Source organism: Burkholderia sp. HAN2018, from assembly GCF_024704855.1.
Lineage (GTDB): Bacteria > Pseudomonadota > Gammaproteobacteria > Burkholderiales > Burkholderiaceae > Burkholderia > Burkholderia cepacia.
Window position 1 is genome coordinate 17,064 of record NZ_QOBB01000001.1, and the last position, 15,433, is coordinate 32,496.

16 protein-coding genes and 1 riboswitch are annotated in these 15,433 nt (G+C 65.3%); of the genes, 1 reads left to right on the plus strand and 15 read right to left on the minus strand.

The genetic code is table 11. The features are described 5' to 3' along the window. Window positions 1-18: 18 nt before the first annotated feature. The 5 genes from DPV74_RS00095 to DPV74_RS00115 form a co-directional block, all read right to left on the minus strand. Window positions 19-357 (minus strand): hypothetical protein, encoded by a 339-nt coding sequence (locus tag DPV74_RS00095; protein WP_162922903.1) that lies wholly within the window; start codon window positions 355-357, stop codon window positions 19-21. Window positions 358-399: 42 nt separating this feature from the next. Then, window positions 400-503: riboswitch (SAM-I-IV-variant riboswitch) on the minus strand. 183 nt (window positions 504-686) lie between these two features. Further along, window positions 687-2,177, minus strand: a complete 1,491-nt coding sequence (locus tag DPV74_RS00100) for a phenylacetate--CoA ligase family protein (protein WP_060085700.1) — start codon at window positions 2,175-2,177, stop codon at window positions 687-689. Further along, entirely contained in the window at window positions 2,174-3,196 is a 1,023-nt protein-coding gene (locus DPV74_RS00105; RefSeq protein ID WP_162922904.1) for a hypothetical protein, read from the minus strand. Before DPV74_RS00105 ends, DPV74_RS00100 begins: the two co-directional genes overlap by 4 nt. A gap of 274 nt (window positions 3,197-3,470) precedes the next feature. Next, on the minus strand, window positions 3,471-4,283 hold the full coding sequence (locus tag DPV74_RS00110; protein ID WP_060171730.1) for a hypothetical protein: 813 nt from the start codon (window positions 4,281-4,283) through the stop codon (window positions 3,471-3,473). Between the two features lie 205 nt (window positions 4,284-4,488). Further along, the gene (locus DPV74_RS00115) at window positions 4,489-5,304 is read right to left on the minus strand and encodes a helix-turn-helix domain-containing protein (RefSeq protein ID WP_119336268.1); all 816 of its coding nucleotides are present in this window, start codon (window positions 5,302-5,304) and stop codon (window positions 4,489-4,491) included. Between the two features lie 123 nt (window positions 5,305-5,427). On the opposite strand from DPV74_RS00115, the gene DPV74_RS00120 reads away from it, so the two are divergent. After that, window positions 5,428-6,087: a glutathione S-transferase family protein gene (locus DPV74_RS00120; protein WP_027789800.1), complete on the plus strand. Its 660-nt coding sequence runs from the start codon at window positions 5,428-5,430 to the stop codon at window positions 6,085-6,087. Window positions 6,088-6,132: 45 nt separating this feature from the next. On the opposite strand, the gene DPV74_RS00125 is transcribed toward DPV74_RS00120, so the two are convergent. The 10 genes from DPV74_RS00125 to DPV74_RS00170 form a co-directional block, all read right to left on the minus strand. Continuing rightward, the gene (locus tag DPV74_RS00125) at window positions 6,133-7,221 is read right to left on the minus strand and encodes a porin (protein ID WP_091920413.1); all 1,089 of its coding nucleotides are present in this window, start codon (window positions 7,219-7,221) and stop codon (window positions 6,133-6,135) included. A gap of 195 nt (window positions 7,222-7,416) precedes the next feature. Beyond that, window positions 7,417-7,752, minus strand: coding sequence for a Rieske 2Fe-2S domain-containing protein (locus tag DPV74_RS00130; RefSeq protein ID WP_059692768.1), 336 nt, complete (start codon window positions 7,750-7,752; stop codon window positions 7,417-7,419). 3 nt (window positions 7,753-7,755) lie between these two features. Then, window positions 7,756-8,067: a YciI family protein gene (locus DPV74_RS00135; protein WP_021160030.1), complete on the minus strand. Its 312-nt coding sequence runs from the start codon at window positions 8,065-8,067 to the stop codon at window positions 7,756-7,758. A gap of 5 nt (window positions 8,068-8,072) precedes the next feature. Then, window positions 8,073-8,210 (minus strand): hypothetical protein, encoded by a 138-nt coding sequence (locus tag DPV74_RS00140; protein ID WP_162922905.1) that lies wholly within the window; start codon window positions 8,208-8,210, stop codon window positions 8,073-8,075. Between the two features lie 27 nt (window positions 8,211-8,237). Continuing rightward, entirely contained in the window at window positions 8,238-9,305 is a 1,068-nt protein-coding gene (locus DPV74_RS00145; protein ID WP_119336269.1) for a maleylacetate reductase, read from the minus strand. An 8-nt stretch (window positions 9,306-9,313) separates the two neighbouring features. Next, window positions 9,314-10,780 carry an aldehyde dehydrogenase family protein gene (locus tag DPV74_RS00150; RefSeq protein WP_119336270.1) on the minus strand — a complete coding sequence of 489 codons (1,467 nt, stop codon included), beginning with the start codon at window positions 10,778-10,780 and terminating at the stop codon, window positions 9,314-9,316. A 44-nt stretch (window positions 10,781-10,824) separates the two neighbouring features. After that, window positions 10,825-11,844, minus strand: a complete 1,020-nt coding sequence (locus DPV74_RS00155; protein WP_059692765.1) for a hypothetical protein — start codon at window positions 11,842-11,844, stop codon at window positions 10,825-10,827. A 38-nt stretch (window positions 11,845-11,882) separates the two neighbouring features. Continuing rightward, a complete protein-coding gene (locus tag DPV74_RS00160; protein WP_060358743.1) occupies window positions 11,883-12,377 on the minus strand; it encodes a hypothetical protein in 495 nt (164 codons plus the stop codon). A gap of 115 nt (window positions 12,378-12,492) precedes the next feature. Beyond that, the gene (locus DPV74_RS00165) at window positions 12,493-13,422 is read right to left on the minus strand and encodes a LysR family transcriptional regulator (RefSeq protein WP_027789807.1); all 930 of its coding nucleotides are present in this window, start codon (window positions 13,420-13,422) and stop codon (window positions 12,493-12,495) included. 156 nt (window positions 13,423-13,578) lie between these two features. Beyond that, window positions 13,579-14,832 carry an MFS transporter gene (locus DPV74_RS00170; protein WP_059692762.1) on the minus strand — a complete coding sequence of 418 codons (1,254 nt, stop codon included), beginning with the start codon at window positions 14,830-14,832 and terminating at the stop codon, window positions 13,579-13,581. Window positions 14,833-15,433 lie beyond the last annotated feature (601 nt).

Sequence of the window (15,433 nt, forward strand, 5' to 3'; positions counted from 1 at the left end):
TGAAGCACCACCCTCCGGTCAATTCCCGGGGGCGGCCGAACCGGCCCGAACGAAATGATGCTCCATCCTCGTGCGCAGCACGCCATCGAGCGCGGCAAGTCGATCGCGCAGCCGAACCGCTTGCCCTTCCGTCATTTCCCCGAGAACGATCTTCTGCTCGAGAACGTCGCCACAGCGGGCGATGGCCCACCGGTCGACCGTGGCGGTTTCGCCTTCGAGTACGGCAGCCGCTGTCGACACGATGCCCGGATTCAATCCCGAAACGAGATGAACCGTATGCGTGAGCGTGAAACCGGGAAGGAGGTGCGACCAGTCTTCACAGACGGTCTGGCGGGAAGCAGCGGTATCCTGGCGCATGATTGCTCCGGTTGAGTGGTTATCGAACCGGTGCCAGCCATGCTGCTCCCGTTTCGTTGCCGTAAATCGGCCGCATCGCCTCAAGGGCGTCCACCTTGCCCGGGAGGGCAGGTTGGCGTCGGATAACCCGACTCTGGATGCTTGATTTCTCTCGTTCGACATTCCGAACGATGGTTCATTATATCGAAAAGCACGCGTAGCGCAAGAAGTGTCGGGAGAGCGGCACTTTAGCCGGATGACCTCACCGATCCAGCCCTTGTAAGCGACGCGACAGGAAGAGCTGTGTCAGTCCTCCTCACCGCCCTCCAACCACCCCGAAACCTACGCCCTCACGCGATATACCTGTTCTTGATCCGGATATCCCGCCCCTGGAACGGCCCCGTATCGTGCTCATGCAGATGCACGACCACCTGCTTCGGATCGAACAACCTCGACACTTCGCGGAAATCCTGATTCACGCGCTTCATGCCTTCGACCATCTCGCCGTGCAGCGCCGCATCGTCGAGCGGCATCGGCGCACTGCCCAACGCCCGTTCGAGATGGAGGTGCAGGAAACTCGTCAACTGCGCATCCTCGGTCGTCGCGAGCTGGAACGTGCTGATCGCGTCATGCAGCACCGGCGAAGCGGACAGAACCTGCTCGATGTCGGACGGGAACACTTTCGCGCCATAGAACGGCACGCTCGAATCGTTGCGGCCGTACACGAACAGGAACGGGAAATGGCTGGTCCGCGCGGCAAAATCCTGCAGGCGCATGCCATGCGCCGACAGACGCCTGTTCAGCTCGCGGAATCGATACGTCCCACCCGAATCGCGAATGTTGTACCGGATCTTCGGCGCCGCGCCCGACTGCCGCCCGATGGTCACCAGCAGTTCGCCATCGTCATTCGTTTCGATCACGTAATCGAGCGCGTTGTACTGGAAGATCATCGGCGGCGTATCGCGGCCGAACAGCTCGCGGCACAGCTCGGGCCGCGTGAGCAACGCACGCCGCAGGCCGATCGTCGTCGGCGTCTCGACGCCGATGTTGATCTCGAGGTCCGACGCGCCATACGACGAGATCACCGTGCTCGCCTTGCGCAGCAGATGGTCGCGCAACGCTTCCGACAACCCTTCCCCGCCGACGATGAAATCGATGTGGTACGCGCTCAGGTCGAGATCGCATTCGTCGACCACCGAGCGGATGAACGGCGGGTAGCCGAATATCAGGTACTGGTATTTCGGTCCGAACAGCTTCAGCGTGTTGATCAGCTTGGCCTTGTCGGGGCCGATCGACTTCATGATGCCGACGTCGACGAGCGACATCGACACGTTCATGCCGGTCGCCCACGGCCCGAGCGCAAAGCAGTTCAGCAGCATCTTGCCGGAGTCGCGGAACACCAGCTGATAGTTCAGCTGCAGGATGCGCTTGACGTCGCTGCGTTCGGCCGCGCTGCGCACCCAGTTGTTCGGCTGCCCCGTCGACCCCGACGATTCGTCGATGACGACACCCGACTTCGGAATGGCGCCACCGTAGCAGCGCTGCTCGATCGAATAGCGCTTGATGTAATTCTCCTTGGTCATGGCGGGCAGGTCCGCCAGCCGCCATTTGCCGCCGGCCTTGTAGCCTTCGGCCTTCAGGAACTCGATGTAGGCCGGGCACGACGTGCTCGCCTTGAGGAACGCGACGCGGGCGCGCATGCGGCCGACATAAGCCAGATAGGGCTGAAAAATCGGCGCGTTGAGGAACACATAGAGACGTCCGTCGACGCTGATCACGCGGCGAAGGAACCAGAGCGTCCAGAGAACGGCTTCGAGAAAGAGGCGAATGAGCGTGTTCATGCGGATTGCGGCGAATGGGATGGAACCGGCGCATCGACGAGGATGTCGGCAAGCGCCCTGCGCTGGCTTTGCGGCGGCGTACGCGAGTAGCCGACCTTGAACACGAGCCATGCGCGGTCGACCCCGGCATGCGTGCTGAACCACGCGGCAGCGTCGGGGTTCGTGACCAGGTTGCCGTACGGATGCAGGTACAGGCCGAGGCTCGTCAGCGCCAGCCAGAAGCGCAGCAGGAAGCGGCCCGACTCGATCGCCTTCTCCGGATTGAAGAAATCGCCGCTCAACACGCCGATCGCCGGCACATGGCCGAGCTGCGACCGGTACCGGCGCTTGAAATAGAAGCGCGTCGGCTTGAACGTCAGGATCTTCGACAGATGCGCGGACATCCAGAACTCGGCGCGCGACAGGTTCATGCAGCGCCAGTCGAGACCGTCGCGATGTCGGGCAGTCGAACGTTCCGTGAACCGGAACCAGGCCGTGATTTCATCGTGGTAGTCCGCGACGTTCATGTCATGAAACACGGCGTCGATGTTCGCCGCGATGATCGGCTCGATCAGTTCCGCACCCGACAGGTGCGTATATCGATGCCCCCATTCGTCGGCCAGCGCCGCCAGTTGCGTGACGGCGGCATCCGGCACCGGTGTCGGGTCCATCGAAATGCGCGACGTGCGGCGCGCCAGCATCAGCGCGGACGGATCGTCGCGCGGCGCATCCGCATTGGTGTTGGCGACGAGCCGCAACGCAGCGAACGGAATCAGCCCCGGCGGCGTCGGCCGGGACAGGATGGCCGCGAATTCCTGCACCGGGCGATGCAGTTGCCATTCGACACGCAAGCCATGCGGTGCCGCGAGCAGATCGATCGCGTCGATGAACATGCCCATCGCGGACAACAGGAACGCGCCGGTCGTGTCTTCTTTCGGCAGCGTGCGCGTGCCGTCGATGAACAGCTCGGCGCAATCGTCCGAGATCAGTTGCACCCGCCACGGCTGAACGTTGTGCGGCGACGGTGCGTGTCGGGCCACGGACAGGATCGTGTGCCAGACAGTAAAGGTTTCAGCGGGAATCCCCGGCATTTCTCGTGGCTTCCTTGTTGTTGTGCGGCTGATTGCCGTTGTGGCGCGAGAACCGGCCCCTCTCAAGACCGGGTGAAGCTGTGCGCATCTTACATGAGCCGAGGCAGCCTCACGGATGCCCGGACGGCAGATCGGCTGCGACGCAACCGTCCGCGCCCCGAAGCATCGTCCGCCTTCACATGCGGAGCTTCGTGGCCGGTCGAAGCCCCGTTCGAGAACCCCGCTACTTCGACAAGTGCAGCTTCTTCGACACGACGATGCCGCTCGACTCACTCACCAGCGAGATGTCATGGATATCCATGTGCAGCGTGGAGATCCTCGTCGTGATGTCGGTCGGCTCGTCGATACTCGGATCGACATGCTCGGTTTGTTCCGTCAGGTAAGGCCGAACCAGCCGCCCGGAGAAAACGAGTGCGAATTCGCCGCTCGCTCGTGCGTGCTCGGCGGGCGATAGCCGCATGCGGCTACGAATCGCGGTCTTTTTGCCTTGGCCGGAATCGAGTTCGATGATGTCGACGTGCTGGATGTACCCTTTCGCCTTCGCTTCGGGTGCGATCACGAGCCCGCGCCCTCGCGGCCCCGTCGTGACTTTTCTGAGCAGGATGCCCGTCCGGTCGTTGCGCTCTGCGTCGAACAGGTCGACGTCCAGCGTCAACAGGTGCCGGCGTGACGAGTACCTCAGCCCGTACCGTACCGGTACCACGAACGTCACGTCACGATCCAGATCGACGGACGCCAGGTCGGGATTCGGGCCACGCCGGTCGACCGCGCTGGAGACCAGGCCGCGAACCCGGTCGCGCAACGAAGGTGAGAGGGTAGTGATGTGCAGCTTCTTCAGTGCATCCCGGATTGCAACCGGGTCGTCGCCGGCAATCGGTCGTGCCGGCGACGTGTCGGGATGGACAGCCGACGCGACGCGCGCCGTGCCGTCCGCGGCCTCCGCCGCTGCATGCGCCGCGACCGGCGCCAGCATCATCGCCAGGGCGACGATGCACGCGTAGTTCGAGCGACCCAATGTGGATTTCCGGTAAAACACGACGAACTCCTGATTTTCAACGACGTGCACTATAGGGTGGAATGATCGGCAACGCACCCGCCGTTTGATATTCACGGACGGCCGGCGCGCCCATCATAGGTTCGTCGTCGGCACGGCGGCAGGCCAACGGACACACTACCGTGTTGCCCGGGCGACAACAACCGGCGGGAAACGCGCAGCGCCCCCGCGCCAGGAATCCGCACACTCATCCCCGCCCGTCCTCGCGCCGATACTCCGCCGGCGCCTTCCCCACCAGCTTCCGGAAGTCGCGCGTGAAGTGCGCCTGATCGAAATACCCCAACGCCTGGGCCAGTTCCGCGAGATCGACCGCCTCGCCGCCCGCGAGCTTGTCCGCGGCTTCGTGCAGGCGATAACGACAGATCACCCATTTGGGCGTCACCCCGACATGGCTGGAAAAGAGCTGCTGCAACGTGCGTTCGCTCAACCCCGCACGCTCGGCCAGGTCGCGCACCTGCGTGAGCCCGATGTCCTGCTGCAGCATCTGCAAGATGGCATGAATACGCTCGACCTGCGGATCGGGCGGCGGCAGCACCCGCAACAGCAGCGCCTCGGCCGCCGCCACCATCCCGGCATCGTCCCCGGCGCCGAGTACGGCCGCTTCGGCTTCCGCATCGCCGCAGCCGAACAGCGTCGACACCGGCAGCACCTTGTCGGTCGTCAGATGCACCGGTTTGCCGAAAAACGCCCGGAACGCGCCCGGCCGGAACCGCAAGCCGATCACCCTGCCGGTGCCCACGAGCGTCGTCTCGAACGCCCCCGACACCACACCGAAGATCCCCGTCTGCCGCCGGTCGAACACCACATTCACGCACGGATACGGCAGTGTGCGCTGCACGTAAGGCGGCTGGCCGCGCAGATCCCATTCGACGATCCAGTGGTGATCCAGCACGCCGGCCAGTTCGGCTCGCGGGTGATAACGATTGAGGCGGAAGCGCTGATTGATCGCCTTCGGGCCGACCACGCCCTTGGGCGTGTCGGTCACGTTACGCAGGTCGGCCATGGTCGGGAACCGGTGAGGTGAAGGCGCAATGATGCACCGCCGCAGCGGGTTTTTCCAAGACGAGGGTGCGCAACCGTCCTACATTCGAATCCCTGCCGACGAACGCACCCACCGGAGCCCGCCATGCCGCAAGACCGTCACCTGACCCTGTTCCACTCTCCGCGCAGCCGCTCGGCCGGCGTGCGGATGCTGCTCGAGGAACTGAGCGCCGACCATGAACTGCACGCGTTCGATCTTTCCACCGGAAAACACCGCGACGCCGAATACCTGCGCATCAATCCGCTAGGCAAGGTTCCCGCGCTGCGTCACGGCGACGTGATCGTCACCGAGCAGGCGGCCGTCTACCTGTATGCGGCGGAACTGTATCCGGAAGCCGGCCTGTCGCCGGCGCCGGGCGATTCGCTGCGCGGCCCCTATCTGCGCTGGATGACGTTCTATGGTTCGTGCTTCGAGCCGGCCCTCGTCGACCGATCGATGAATCGCCCGCCCGCGGCCTACTCGACGTCGCCCTATGGCGACTTCGATACCGTCGTCGACACGATCGATGCGCAACTGGCGAAGGGACCTTACCTGCTGGGCGAGCGCTTTACCGCGGTCGACGTGCTGTGGGGCTCGGCGCTGAACTGGACCACGATGTTCAAGCTGGTGCCCGAGACGCCGCGCATTCGCGCCTACATCGATCGCGTGCTTGCGCGCCCGGCCATCCAGCGCGCGCAGGCGGCAGATGCCGCGCTGGCGGCGGAACAGGACAAGGCCAAAGAGGCGGCCGCAGCGGCAGGGTAATCCATTGGCGGGCCGACCTTGGCCCCGGATCCGCCCGCCGCCCCGTCAAAACACCGTATGCAGCCCCACCCGCGCCACCGTCTGGTTCGCCGAACCTGAAGCCCCGTTCGGATCCAGCACGCCATTGACCTGCGCATTCGCGCCGCTGTTCGCGCGTTGGTAGTCGGCCGACACATAAACCATCGTCCGCTTCGAAAACAGGTACTGAAGCGCCACACTGACCTGATGCGCGTGGTTGTCGTTCACCGCTTCGTTGCCCTTCATGTACATGTATTTCGCGCCCAGCACGACATCCGGCCTGATGTGCCACAGCCCGCCGGTCTCCGCCATCCACACGCCGGCATCGTTGAACGCGTTGTGCACGGTGGTCACCAGCGCACTCGCGGTCACGGCACCGAAGTCGTAATGCATCCCGACACCCCAGTTGCGCACGCTGGTGGACGGTACGCCAGGCGCGGGACCGTACTTCTCGTTCGTGTAGGCCGCCCCGACCCCGAACGCCCCCATCTCGTAGTTCACCCCGGCGCTGACCGCATTGTCCGCGCCGACCGAGCCGGCCACCCCGCCGAACGCGTACATCACGCCGCCGGAAAAACCCGCGACCGTCGGCGAACTGTACTTGACGGAATTCGCGATCGGCTTGCTGCCTGCCGTGCGATCCCAATCGAACGCACCAGTCGGATTGCCCGGTAGCGCGAGACGCTGGAACGGGCCATTGCGAAAGCCGTACAGCCCCGAGATATCCCGAGAGATGGCATTGCCCTTCGAAAAGAGCGAATCCACCATGAAGTCGTACTGGTTGCCCAGCGTGATGCGGCCGAACCGGTTGCTTTCGAGGCCCACATACGCGTTGCGGCCGAAAATCCCCGTCCCGACGATGCTGCCGTTCGCCATCGAGAACTGGTTCACGAGCGCGAACGTCGCGCGATACCCGCCACCGAGGTCTTCAGTCCCGCGAAAGCCGAAGAGATTGGGCGCGAATATGCCGTCGTCGAACTTGACGTTCTTTCCGCCGCCCTCGTTGCTGACATAAGAAATGCCTGCATCGATCAGACCGAACATCGTCACGCTGCTCTGTGCCCATGCGCCGTGCGCCACGGCAAGCATCACCACTGCTCCAAACCTGAGTTTCATGTCGTCTCCGTCTTTTTTATGAAAATGCGAGGCCGCCACCCGCTACGTGGCGGGTGCTCGCTCGGTGCATCAAGGGAAATTGCGTTCATTCAGGCGGAATCGAACAACGCCTGAACCATGATTAGCTTGACTGATTGATCAATTCGATGACCGCCGCATCGACCCGCCGCGCTCGTACTCGTCGAAGCGCCCGAATCAAGCGCCCCGATGGACGATCCACGCGGTGGAATCCACCTCGACCGTCACGGCCTCCAGCGCCGAACCCGAGCAAGGCCCGTCGATACACACGCCATCGTCGAACCGGAACAGCGCGCTGTGATGCGCACACATCAACACCTGCGACCGGTAACAGGAAACGCTACCCGGGACGAAATCGAGCGGCACCGAGAAGTGCGGGCAGCGATTCACATACGCCCACACCTGCCCGCCGCGTCTCACGACGATCACGGGACGTCCGATGCAGGCCTCGTCGACGACCCGCGCCCCGCCGTCGGGCACATCGGAAAAACGGCAGAGTTGTCGGGCTTCCATCTCTCACACCCGCTGCTCGGGATTGCCGAGGCTCCAGTCCCACGGCCGCACTTCGACGTGCGAAAACAGCCCTTCTTTCACGTACGGATCGTTGCCGACGAACTGCATCACCGCGTGAATGTCGTCCGCCTCCACGACGAGCAGCGTGCCATTCATAGCGTCGCCGTGCGGGTCCAGCGTCGGCCCGCCGAGCCGCACGACCACGCCGTGCTGGTCGGCCGAGCGCAGGTAGGTTCGATGAATCGGCCGCATGCGGTCGCGCACGTCGCGCATGCCCGGTTGGTCCGTCGCAAACACCGCAAAAAATCGCGCCATGTCGATCAACTCCGGTCGAGGACGAACGCGCGGAGAGGCCGTACGAGGCTCCGTACGCGCAGGCGCGCGCCTGGCGTGCCGTCGAAGCCTGCGGCAACCTGCCCGGTCAACCCGGCATCGCCGTCATGGTGGTCATCGCTCATGTCTGTCTCCATTGACGCGCGAGCCGCTCACCGCGGCGCGCGTCCTTCCCATGCGTGCTGAAGCAGCGCGCGAATCGCCGCGCGTTCGATCGGCCGTGGGTTCGCGTACGGGTTGCGACAGGCGAGGTCGGCCGCTTCGTCGAGACCGCTCTCCGGCATCCCGAGGTCGACGAGCGCCGGTGCGATGCCGAGCCGCGCATTCAGCGCGAACAGCAGCGGGCCGGCTTCGGCTGCATCGTTCCCGCCCAATGCACGCGCCACGCGGCGCAGCGCATCGGGCGCGGCGGCATGGTTGTAGTGCGCGGTATGCGGCAGCATCGCCGCGTGCGTCTGTGCGTGCGGCAGGTTGAAGGTGCCGCCGAGCGTGTGGCACAGCTTGTGGTGCAGCGCCATGCCGACCGCGCCCAGGCAGGTTCCGGCGAGCCACGCGCCGTACAACGCGCGGCTGCGCATCGCACGGTGTTCCGGATCGCGCACGATCACGGGCAGCGCGTCACCCAGCGCGCGGATCGACTCTTCCGCCATCAGGCTGATCACCGGGTTCGCGTCTTCCGCATAGAGCGCCTCGACGGCGTGCGCCATCGCATTGATGCCCGATGCCGCGGAAATGTCCGGCGGCAGCGTCACCGTCAGCGACGGGTCGTAGAGCACCGTACGCGGCAGCACGCGCGCGTCGCGCCCGGTGCGCTTCAGCCGGCCCTCCGTGAGCCCGAAGATCGGCGTCATTTCCGAGCCGGCGTACGTCGTCGGCACGGCCAGGATCGGCAACACCGACTCGAGCGCAATGGCCTTGCCGAGCCCGATCGTCGAGCCGCCGCCGATCGCGACGCAGCAGTCCGCGTCCAGCTCGCCGGCCATCTCGCGGGCGGCATGCGCGACCTCGACCGGTACGTGCATGACCGCCTGCGCACAGATGCCGGCCGCACGCTCGCCCAGGATCGCCTCCACGCGCTCGGCGAGCGGCCGCTGCTCGGGCGTGGACAAGACAAGCGCGCGGCGGGCGCCGAGCGTCGACAGCTCGTCCGGCAGCCTCGCGAGTGCGCCCCATTCGAACACCACGCGGGAAGGCGTGCCCTGATAGACGAAGCGATTCATGGAAAACCTCAGCGCTTGAAGTGCGGCGGCACGTTGCCGTCGACGTTGACCCACACCGATCGCGCTTCCGTGTAGTCGTGCATGGCCTCGAAGCCCATCTCGCGGCCATAACCCGACTTGCCGACGCCGCCGAACGGGCTGCCCGGGTTGACGCGCTTGTAGCAGTTGATCCAGCACATGCCTGCGTTGATCCGCGATGCCATCCGGTGCGCGCGCGAGAGGTCCTTCGTCCAGAGGCCGCTGCCCAGACCGTATTCCGTCGCGTTGGCGATGGCCAGCGCTTCGTCGTCGCTGCCGAAGCGCAGCACCGTGACGAACGGGCCGAACACTTCCTCCTGCGCGACGCGATCGGCCGCGCTCCTCGCTTCGATGACCGTCGGGCGCACGTAGTAGCCGCTGGCGAGCGCCGGGTCCTGCGGCGCGCTGCCGCCCGTGAGCACGCGACCGCCCTGCTCGCGCGCGACGTCGACGTACGACAGCACGCGATCGAGGTGCTGCTTCGAGGTCAGCGGCCCCATCTCGGTATCGGCGTCGAGCGGGTTGCCGATGCGGATCGACGACGCGAGCGCGACGAATCGCTCGAGGAATTCATCCGCGATGCGTTCGTGCAGCACGAGACGCGAACCGGCGATGCACGCCTGCCCCTGGTTGTGGAAGATCGCCCATGCGGCGCCGTTGATGGCGGCGTCGAGATCGGCATCGTCGAAGACGAGGTTGGCGCCCTTGCCGCCCAGTTCGAGCTGCACGCGCTTCAGGTTGCCCTGCGACGCTTCGACGATCCGGCGGCCGGTGGCCGTCGACCCCGTGAACGCGATCTTGCCGACCCCCGGATGTTCGGCGAGCCGCTGGCCGGCGGTATGCCCGTAGCCGGGGACGATATTGACGACACCGGCGGGAAACCCGACTTCGGCCATCAGCTCGACGATGCGCAACGTCGACAGCGGCGTGATCTCCGACGGCTTGAGCACGACGGTGTTGCCGGCGGCGAGAGCCGGGCCCATCTTCCAGCTCGTGAACATCAGCGGAAAATTCCACGGCACGATCTGGCCGACCACGCCGATCGGCGCACGCTGCACGTAGTTCAGGAAGCCGGTTTCGACCGGAATCACCGAGCCTTGCAGCTTGTCGGCCATGCCGCCGAAGTAGCGGAAGCAGGCCGCCGTGCGCGGCACGTCGAGCGCACGCGAATCGCGGATCGGGTGGCCGGTGTCCAGCGACTCGAGCCGCGCCAGTTCGTCGGCGTTGGCCTCGATTGCGTCGGCGAGGCGCAGCAGCAACCGGCCGCGTTCGGCGGCCGGCAGGGCCGACCATTTGGGAAACGCGCGCGCGGCGGCTTCGACGGCGAGATCGACATCCGCCGCGTCGGCTGCCGCGATCTTCGTGATGACGGAGCCGTCGTGCGGGTTCAGCACGTCGATCGTGCCGCGGTCGACGGCGTCAACGAAACGCCCGTCGATGAAGAGTTGGGTTTGCATGAATCGTCCTCGGTACAGGGCTGAAGCGGAAGCGTTTGCGTTGCTCAGAACGCGATCGGATACGGCGCGAGCTCGCCGCTCTCGTAGCGTTGCGGCAGGTCCGGCGTCGCGTTTTCCCAGACGAGCAGCATCGACCGCTTCGTCGAATAACCCTGATGCCGGATGTCGGCGGGCATCGCGCAGATGTCGCCGGCGCGCATCGTGACGCGTGCGCGCGGTGCGCCGGTGTTCTTGTCGCCGATGTCCCACACGATTTCGTCGGACAGTTGCAGGAACCATTCGACGCGGTCGTTGCCATGGAACACCGGCAGGATGAATTCCTCGGTGGTCGGGCAGAACAGGCTGCGCCCGCAGACCGACGTGACCGACGGATTCCACGTGACGTCCGAGCGCGACAGGTACTTGAACAGGTTGAACGCGTGCAGTTCGCCTTCGAAGCCCGGCTCGACATGCACTTCCGGTTCGTCCTGCGCGACGTCGAGGAACGCACGGTTGACCGGCAGGTCGTCGCGCAGCGGCGAGTCGCCTTCGAGGCCCGGCATGCGGCGCGTCGCGATGCGCGTGCGCTCGATCGCCGCGCCGTTGTCGCCGTGCTTGCGCCCGAACGCCGTGCCCGTTTCCTCGGGCGCCGCGAACGGATCGAAGCCTTCGTTCGTCCAGTCGTGCAGCATCGCCTTGAAGGTCGCCATGATCGTGGGCGTTTCGAAGGTCTCGGTGTAGTCGACGCCGGCGTCCTTCAGGATGCCGTTGAACGTGCCCGCATACACGTCCACCTTGCCGTAGTGATTGCGTGTGCCGAACACGTGGTCGAAATTCACCCAGCCGTAGAAGAAGCCCCACGCCACGTCGCGCATCATCGCGCGCAGGAATGCGTCCGCCGGCATCGCATGCGTGCGGGTCCGGCCTTTCGCGGGCCAGCTGATCTTCACAAAGTATTCGTCGCGCTGGAACGCGAATTCGCCGAGCTGGAAGCGGCGGTAGCCGGTGACGGCATCGGCTTCGGTCGATCGCACCAGATCGGCGGCAAAGCCCGTGGAAAGGTCGAGGGTGTCGAGGGTGGCCATAACGTGTCTCCTGGGAATGTCGAATGAGGTCGGACGAATCAGTGCAGGCAGATTTCGGCCCACTTCTCCACGGACAGCTCGCCAAGGACGGTCTGCACCAGCGCGACGCCCGGCCGGCTCGCGGTGAAGCGGTATGCACAACCGGCCGGCAGCAGCGCCTGATGGCCCTTGCGCAGCACGACATACCCCATCTCGCGGCCGGCCGGCTGGGCGCCGGCGCTCACGGTGCCGCGCCCCGACTTCGGCGGCGAATCGAGCTTGATGAAGTCGATCCGGACTTCACCGTCCATCTGGATCACGAACTCGTCGTGCGGGCACGCGAACCACGGCGACTGGCCGTCGGTCCGCAGCACTTCGATCACGTATTCGAGGTTCTTGCCGGCGACGACCTTTTCATACGGCGCCGATTTCGATGCGACTTCGAACACGTTCGAGAACGCGTAGTGCCGGGCGCTGCCGCTGGTGATTTCGATCTCGCCCTTCCGGTAATGGTCGAGCGAGCCAAAGACGGTGTGGAATGCCGTGTCGGTCATTGCTGTCTCCTGAGTTGAACTGCTTGTTGGATTCAACTCTAGGGGCAACGCACAGCAGCAACAAGGCAACGGACGGCGATTACGGCATTTGCGTTTCGCGAATAATCCGTGCGGTTCAACGCACCCAGCCGCGCTCCAGGAGGGGACGATCCCACGGGGATTCGTCGCCGATATGGTCCGCCAGGAATTCGACCAGGGCCTTCACCTTCAGCGCCTGTCGCTGCGTCGCGGGATAAACGGCGGCAAAGCTCAGCGGCGCGAGCTGATAGTCGGTCAGGATCGGTACCAGGCGGCCCGCGACGAGCGCATCGCTCGCCACGAGCGTGGGCAAGCAGACGACGCCGCCGCCGGTCAGCGCGTACTCGCGCAGCAGGTGCACGGAGTTCGAGCGGATCATGCCCGGCAGCTCCATTTCGACGACCTCGTCGCCGCGCGTCATCGTCCAGCGGTTGCGCGACGGGTAGCCGGAATACAGCGCGGTCGTGTGCTGCAGCAGGTCGCGCGGATGTTGTGGCGCACCATGCGCGGCGAGGTAGGCGGGCGACGCGCAAAAGAGGCGCCTGACCGTGAACAGCCGCCGTTCGATCAGCGACTCGGAGATCGGCGGAAAGATCTGGAACGCGATGTCGAACCCTTCTTCGACGGGGTCGACCACACGGTCGTTGACGATGACGTCGATCTGGATACCCGGGTAGCGCCGGTTGAATTCCATCAGCGGCGCGCCGAAGTGATCGAGGGCGAAACCGGGCAACATCTGGATGCGCAGCCGCCCGGTGGGCGTGGCGCGCAGCTCGCGCATCTGGTCCGTCAGCTCGTTGACGCGCCCCACGACCTCCGCGCACTCGCGATAAAACGCCTCGCCCACTTCCGACAGGCGCACGTGGCGGGTGCTGCGATGGAACAGCGGCGCGTTGACGAACTTCTCGAGCTGCTGGATGCGGTTCGTCACGACCGAGCTGGTCACGCCGAGCTGCCGCGCCGCCTCGGCGAAGCTGCTCGCCTCCGCCACCCTGACGAATGCTTCGATGCTCAGAAACCGGTCCATGCCGCGCCCTTTTTCGACAGCGAAACCGGCAGTCTACCCGTGCGGATATCGGGCTGTGTCATGCGGAAGGCGTCACTGTGTCACCCAATCGATGTCAATCGCCGGCGGCGCCGCCCGCCGCATGCACCGCCCTGCCTTGCCCTGCCCGCACAGGCCTTACCGCGACTGCTCGCCGGCCGCCAGTTCCGGCTGCACGGCTACGCGGCGCTGCAGCACGGCCGGCGCGGTTTCCTTCAGCAGCAGGCTGACCACAATGCCCAGCACGACCGCACACATCGGCAGCCACAGAATGTTCTGGATGCCAAAGTGTGCGGCGACATAGCCGCCCAGCGCCGGCGCGATGCCGCCGCCGAAGATCTCGCCGACGCCCACCACCACGCCGATCGACGTCGACACGAGCCCGACGGGCGCGGCCTCCGTCGCCACCGGCCCGGACAGCAGCGACACCAGGCCGAGCGTGAAGAACGACGCGACGAACAGCACCCCGAACAACGCGAACGGCTCCGGGCCAAGGCCGCGGAACAGATAGAGCATCACGGCCGTCCCCGCGAAACCGACGATGCTCGCGAGACGGCGGCCGACCAGGTCGGACAGGCCCGGCAGCCCGAACTGCCCGAGAAAGCCGCCGAAGCCGATCGCCGACACGACGAGGCCCATCTTCTGCGTGCCGAGCGCCAGGTAGTCGGTCAGGTACAGCGGCAGCAGCGCACCGAGCACGAATACGCCCGTCATCGCGCAGCACAGTGCGGCCATCGCCACGAGGATGTTGCGGCTCCTGAGCACATGGCCGAGTGATGCCGGTGCATGCTCCGACGCGACGGCCGGCGTGACCTTCGGCTCGCGGATGACGAAGAACATGATCGCGCCGAGGATCAGGCCGGGAATGGCCACGAGCGCAAACACCCAGCGCCACGACACGAAACCGAGCAGCTGCGTCGCGATGATCGGCGACAGCGCGAGCCCGAACAGCGCGAAGCCGCTTTGCTGCAGGCCGAGGTTCAGCCCGCGCCGCCGCGGATGCGATGCGTCGGCAGTCGCGGCAAAGCTCGTCGGGCAGAACGAGCCCTCCGCGACACCCATCAGGCCGCGAATCGCCATCAGCCCGAGCAGCCCGCCCGCGAGCCCCGAGAAGCCCGACAGCAACGAGAACGCGATGATGGCCGGAATCAGCACCTTCCTGCGGCCGACCTTGTCGGAGATGCCGCCCATCAACGCCGCGAAGATGCCCCACGACAGGCCGAGCACGCCGATGCAGTTGCCGACGTCCTGCGCGTTCAGGTTGAGGTCCTTCATGATCGAAGGGAACAGCGGCGCGATCAGCCAGCGGTCGAGGCCGACCAGCCCGAAGCCGAGCGCCAGCAGCGTGACCGCCTTCCACTCATAGGAGGTATCCCACTCGTTTGCTTTCATTTCCGTCTCCGTGGACACAGGTTCGCCTGCGCGCGACGGAGCGCCTGCGCATCAGCCAGGTCCGATGGTTTTTGTGTGCGATGTGAATCGCCGGGAAGCGCCGGCTGCCGTTCCGGTTCGACATATCGAATCCGGCGAGCCGACGGCACAACGATAGGTGCAACGCCGGGGATCGGGTATCGAACGACCGGCGAACGCGCCATTCGCGATATGCAAATAATCGTCGGCGACGGGCGGGAAGTGTCGGTGGGACGGCGGAGAGAGATCGGTCGTAGGGTTGAAGTGACGCGCGATTGTGCGTCTCGGGGGAAATCCCTCATGGACATCCGGGCGACCGGGGACTGGCCCGTTCACGCCCGGCATGCACCCGATCCGGCGAGGCCGGACGATACGTGCGGGTAACGCATTTCGTATGACAAAAGATGCATTTTCGATCTTCGATCGCGGTGGACTTGGACTCGCGTTCCGGAATCTTCGCGCTTATGCAGTTGGCCATGGCGAGCCGTGACGGAAACGGCCTTCCACACTATCAAACTGAAAACGGCAAAACTGCTGTCAAGCGGACACGCATACCGGATGCACGAGCGCGATCGCACGCACA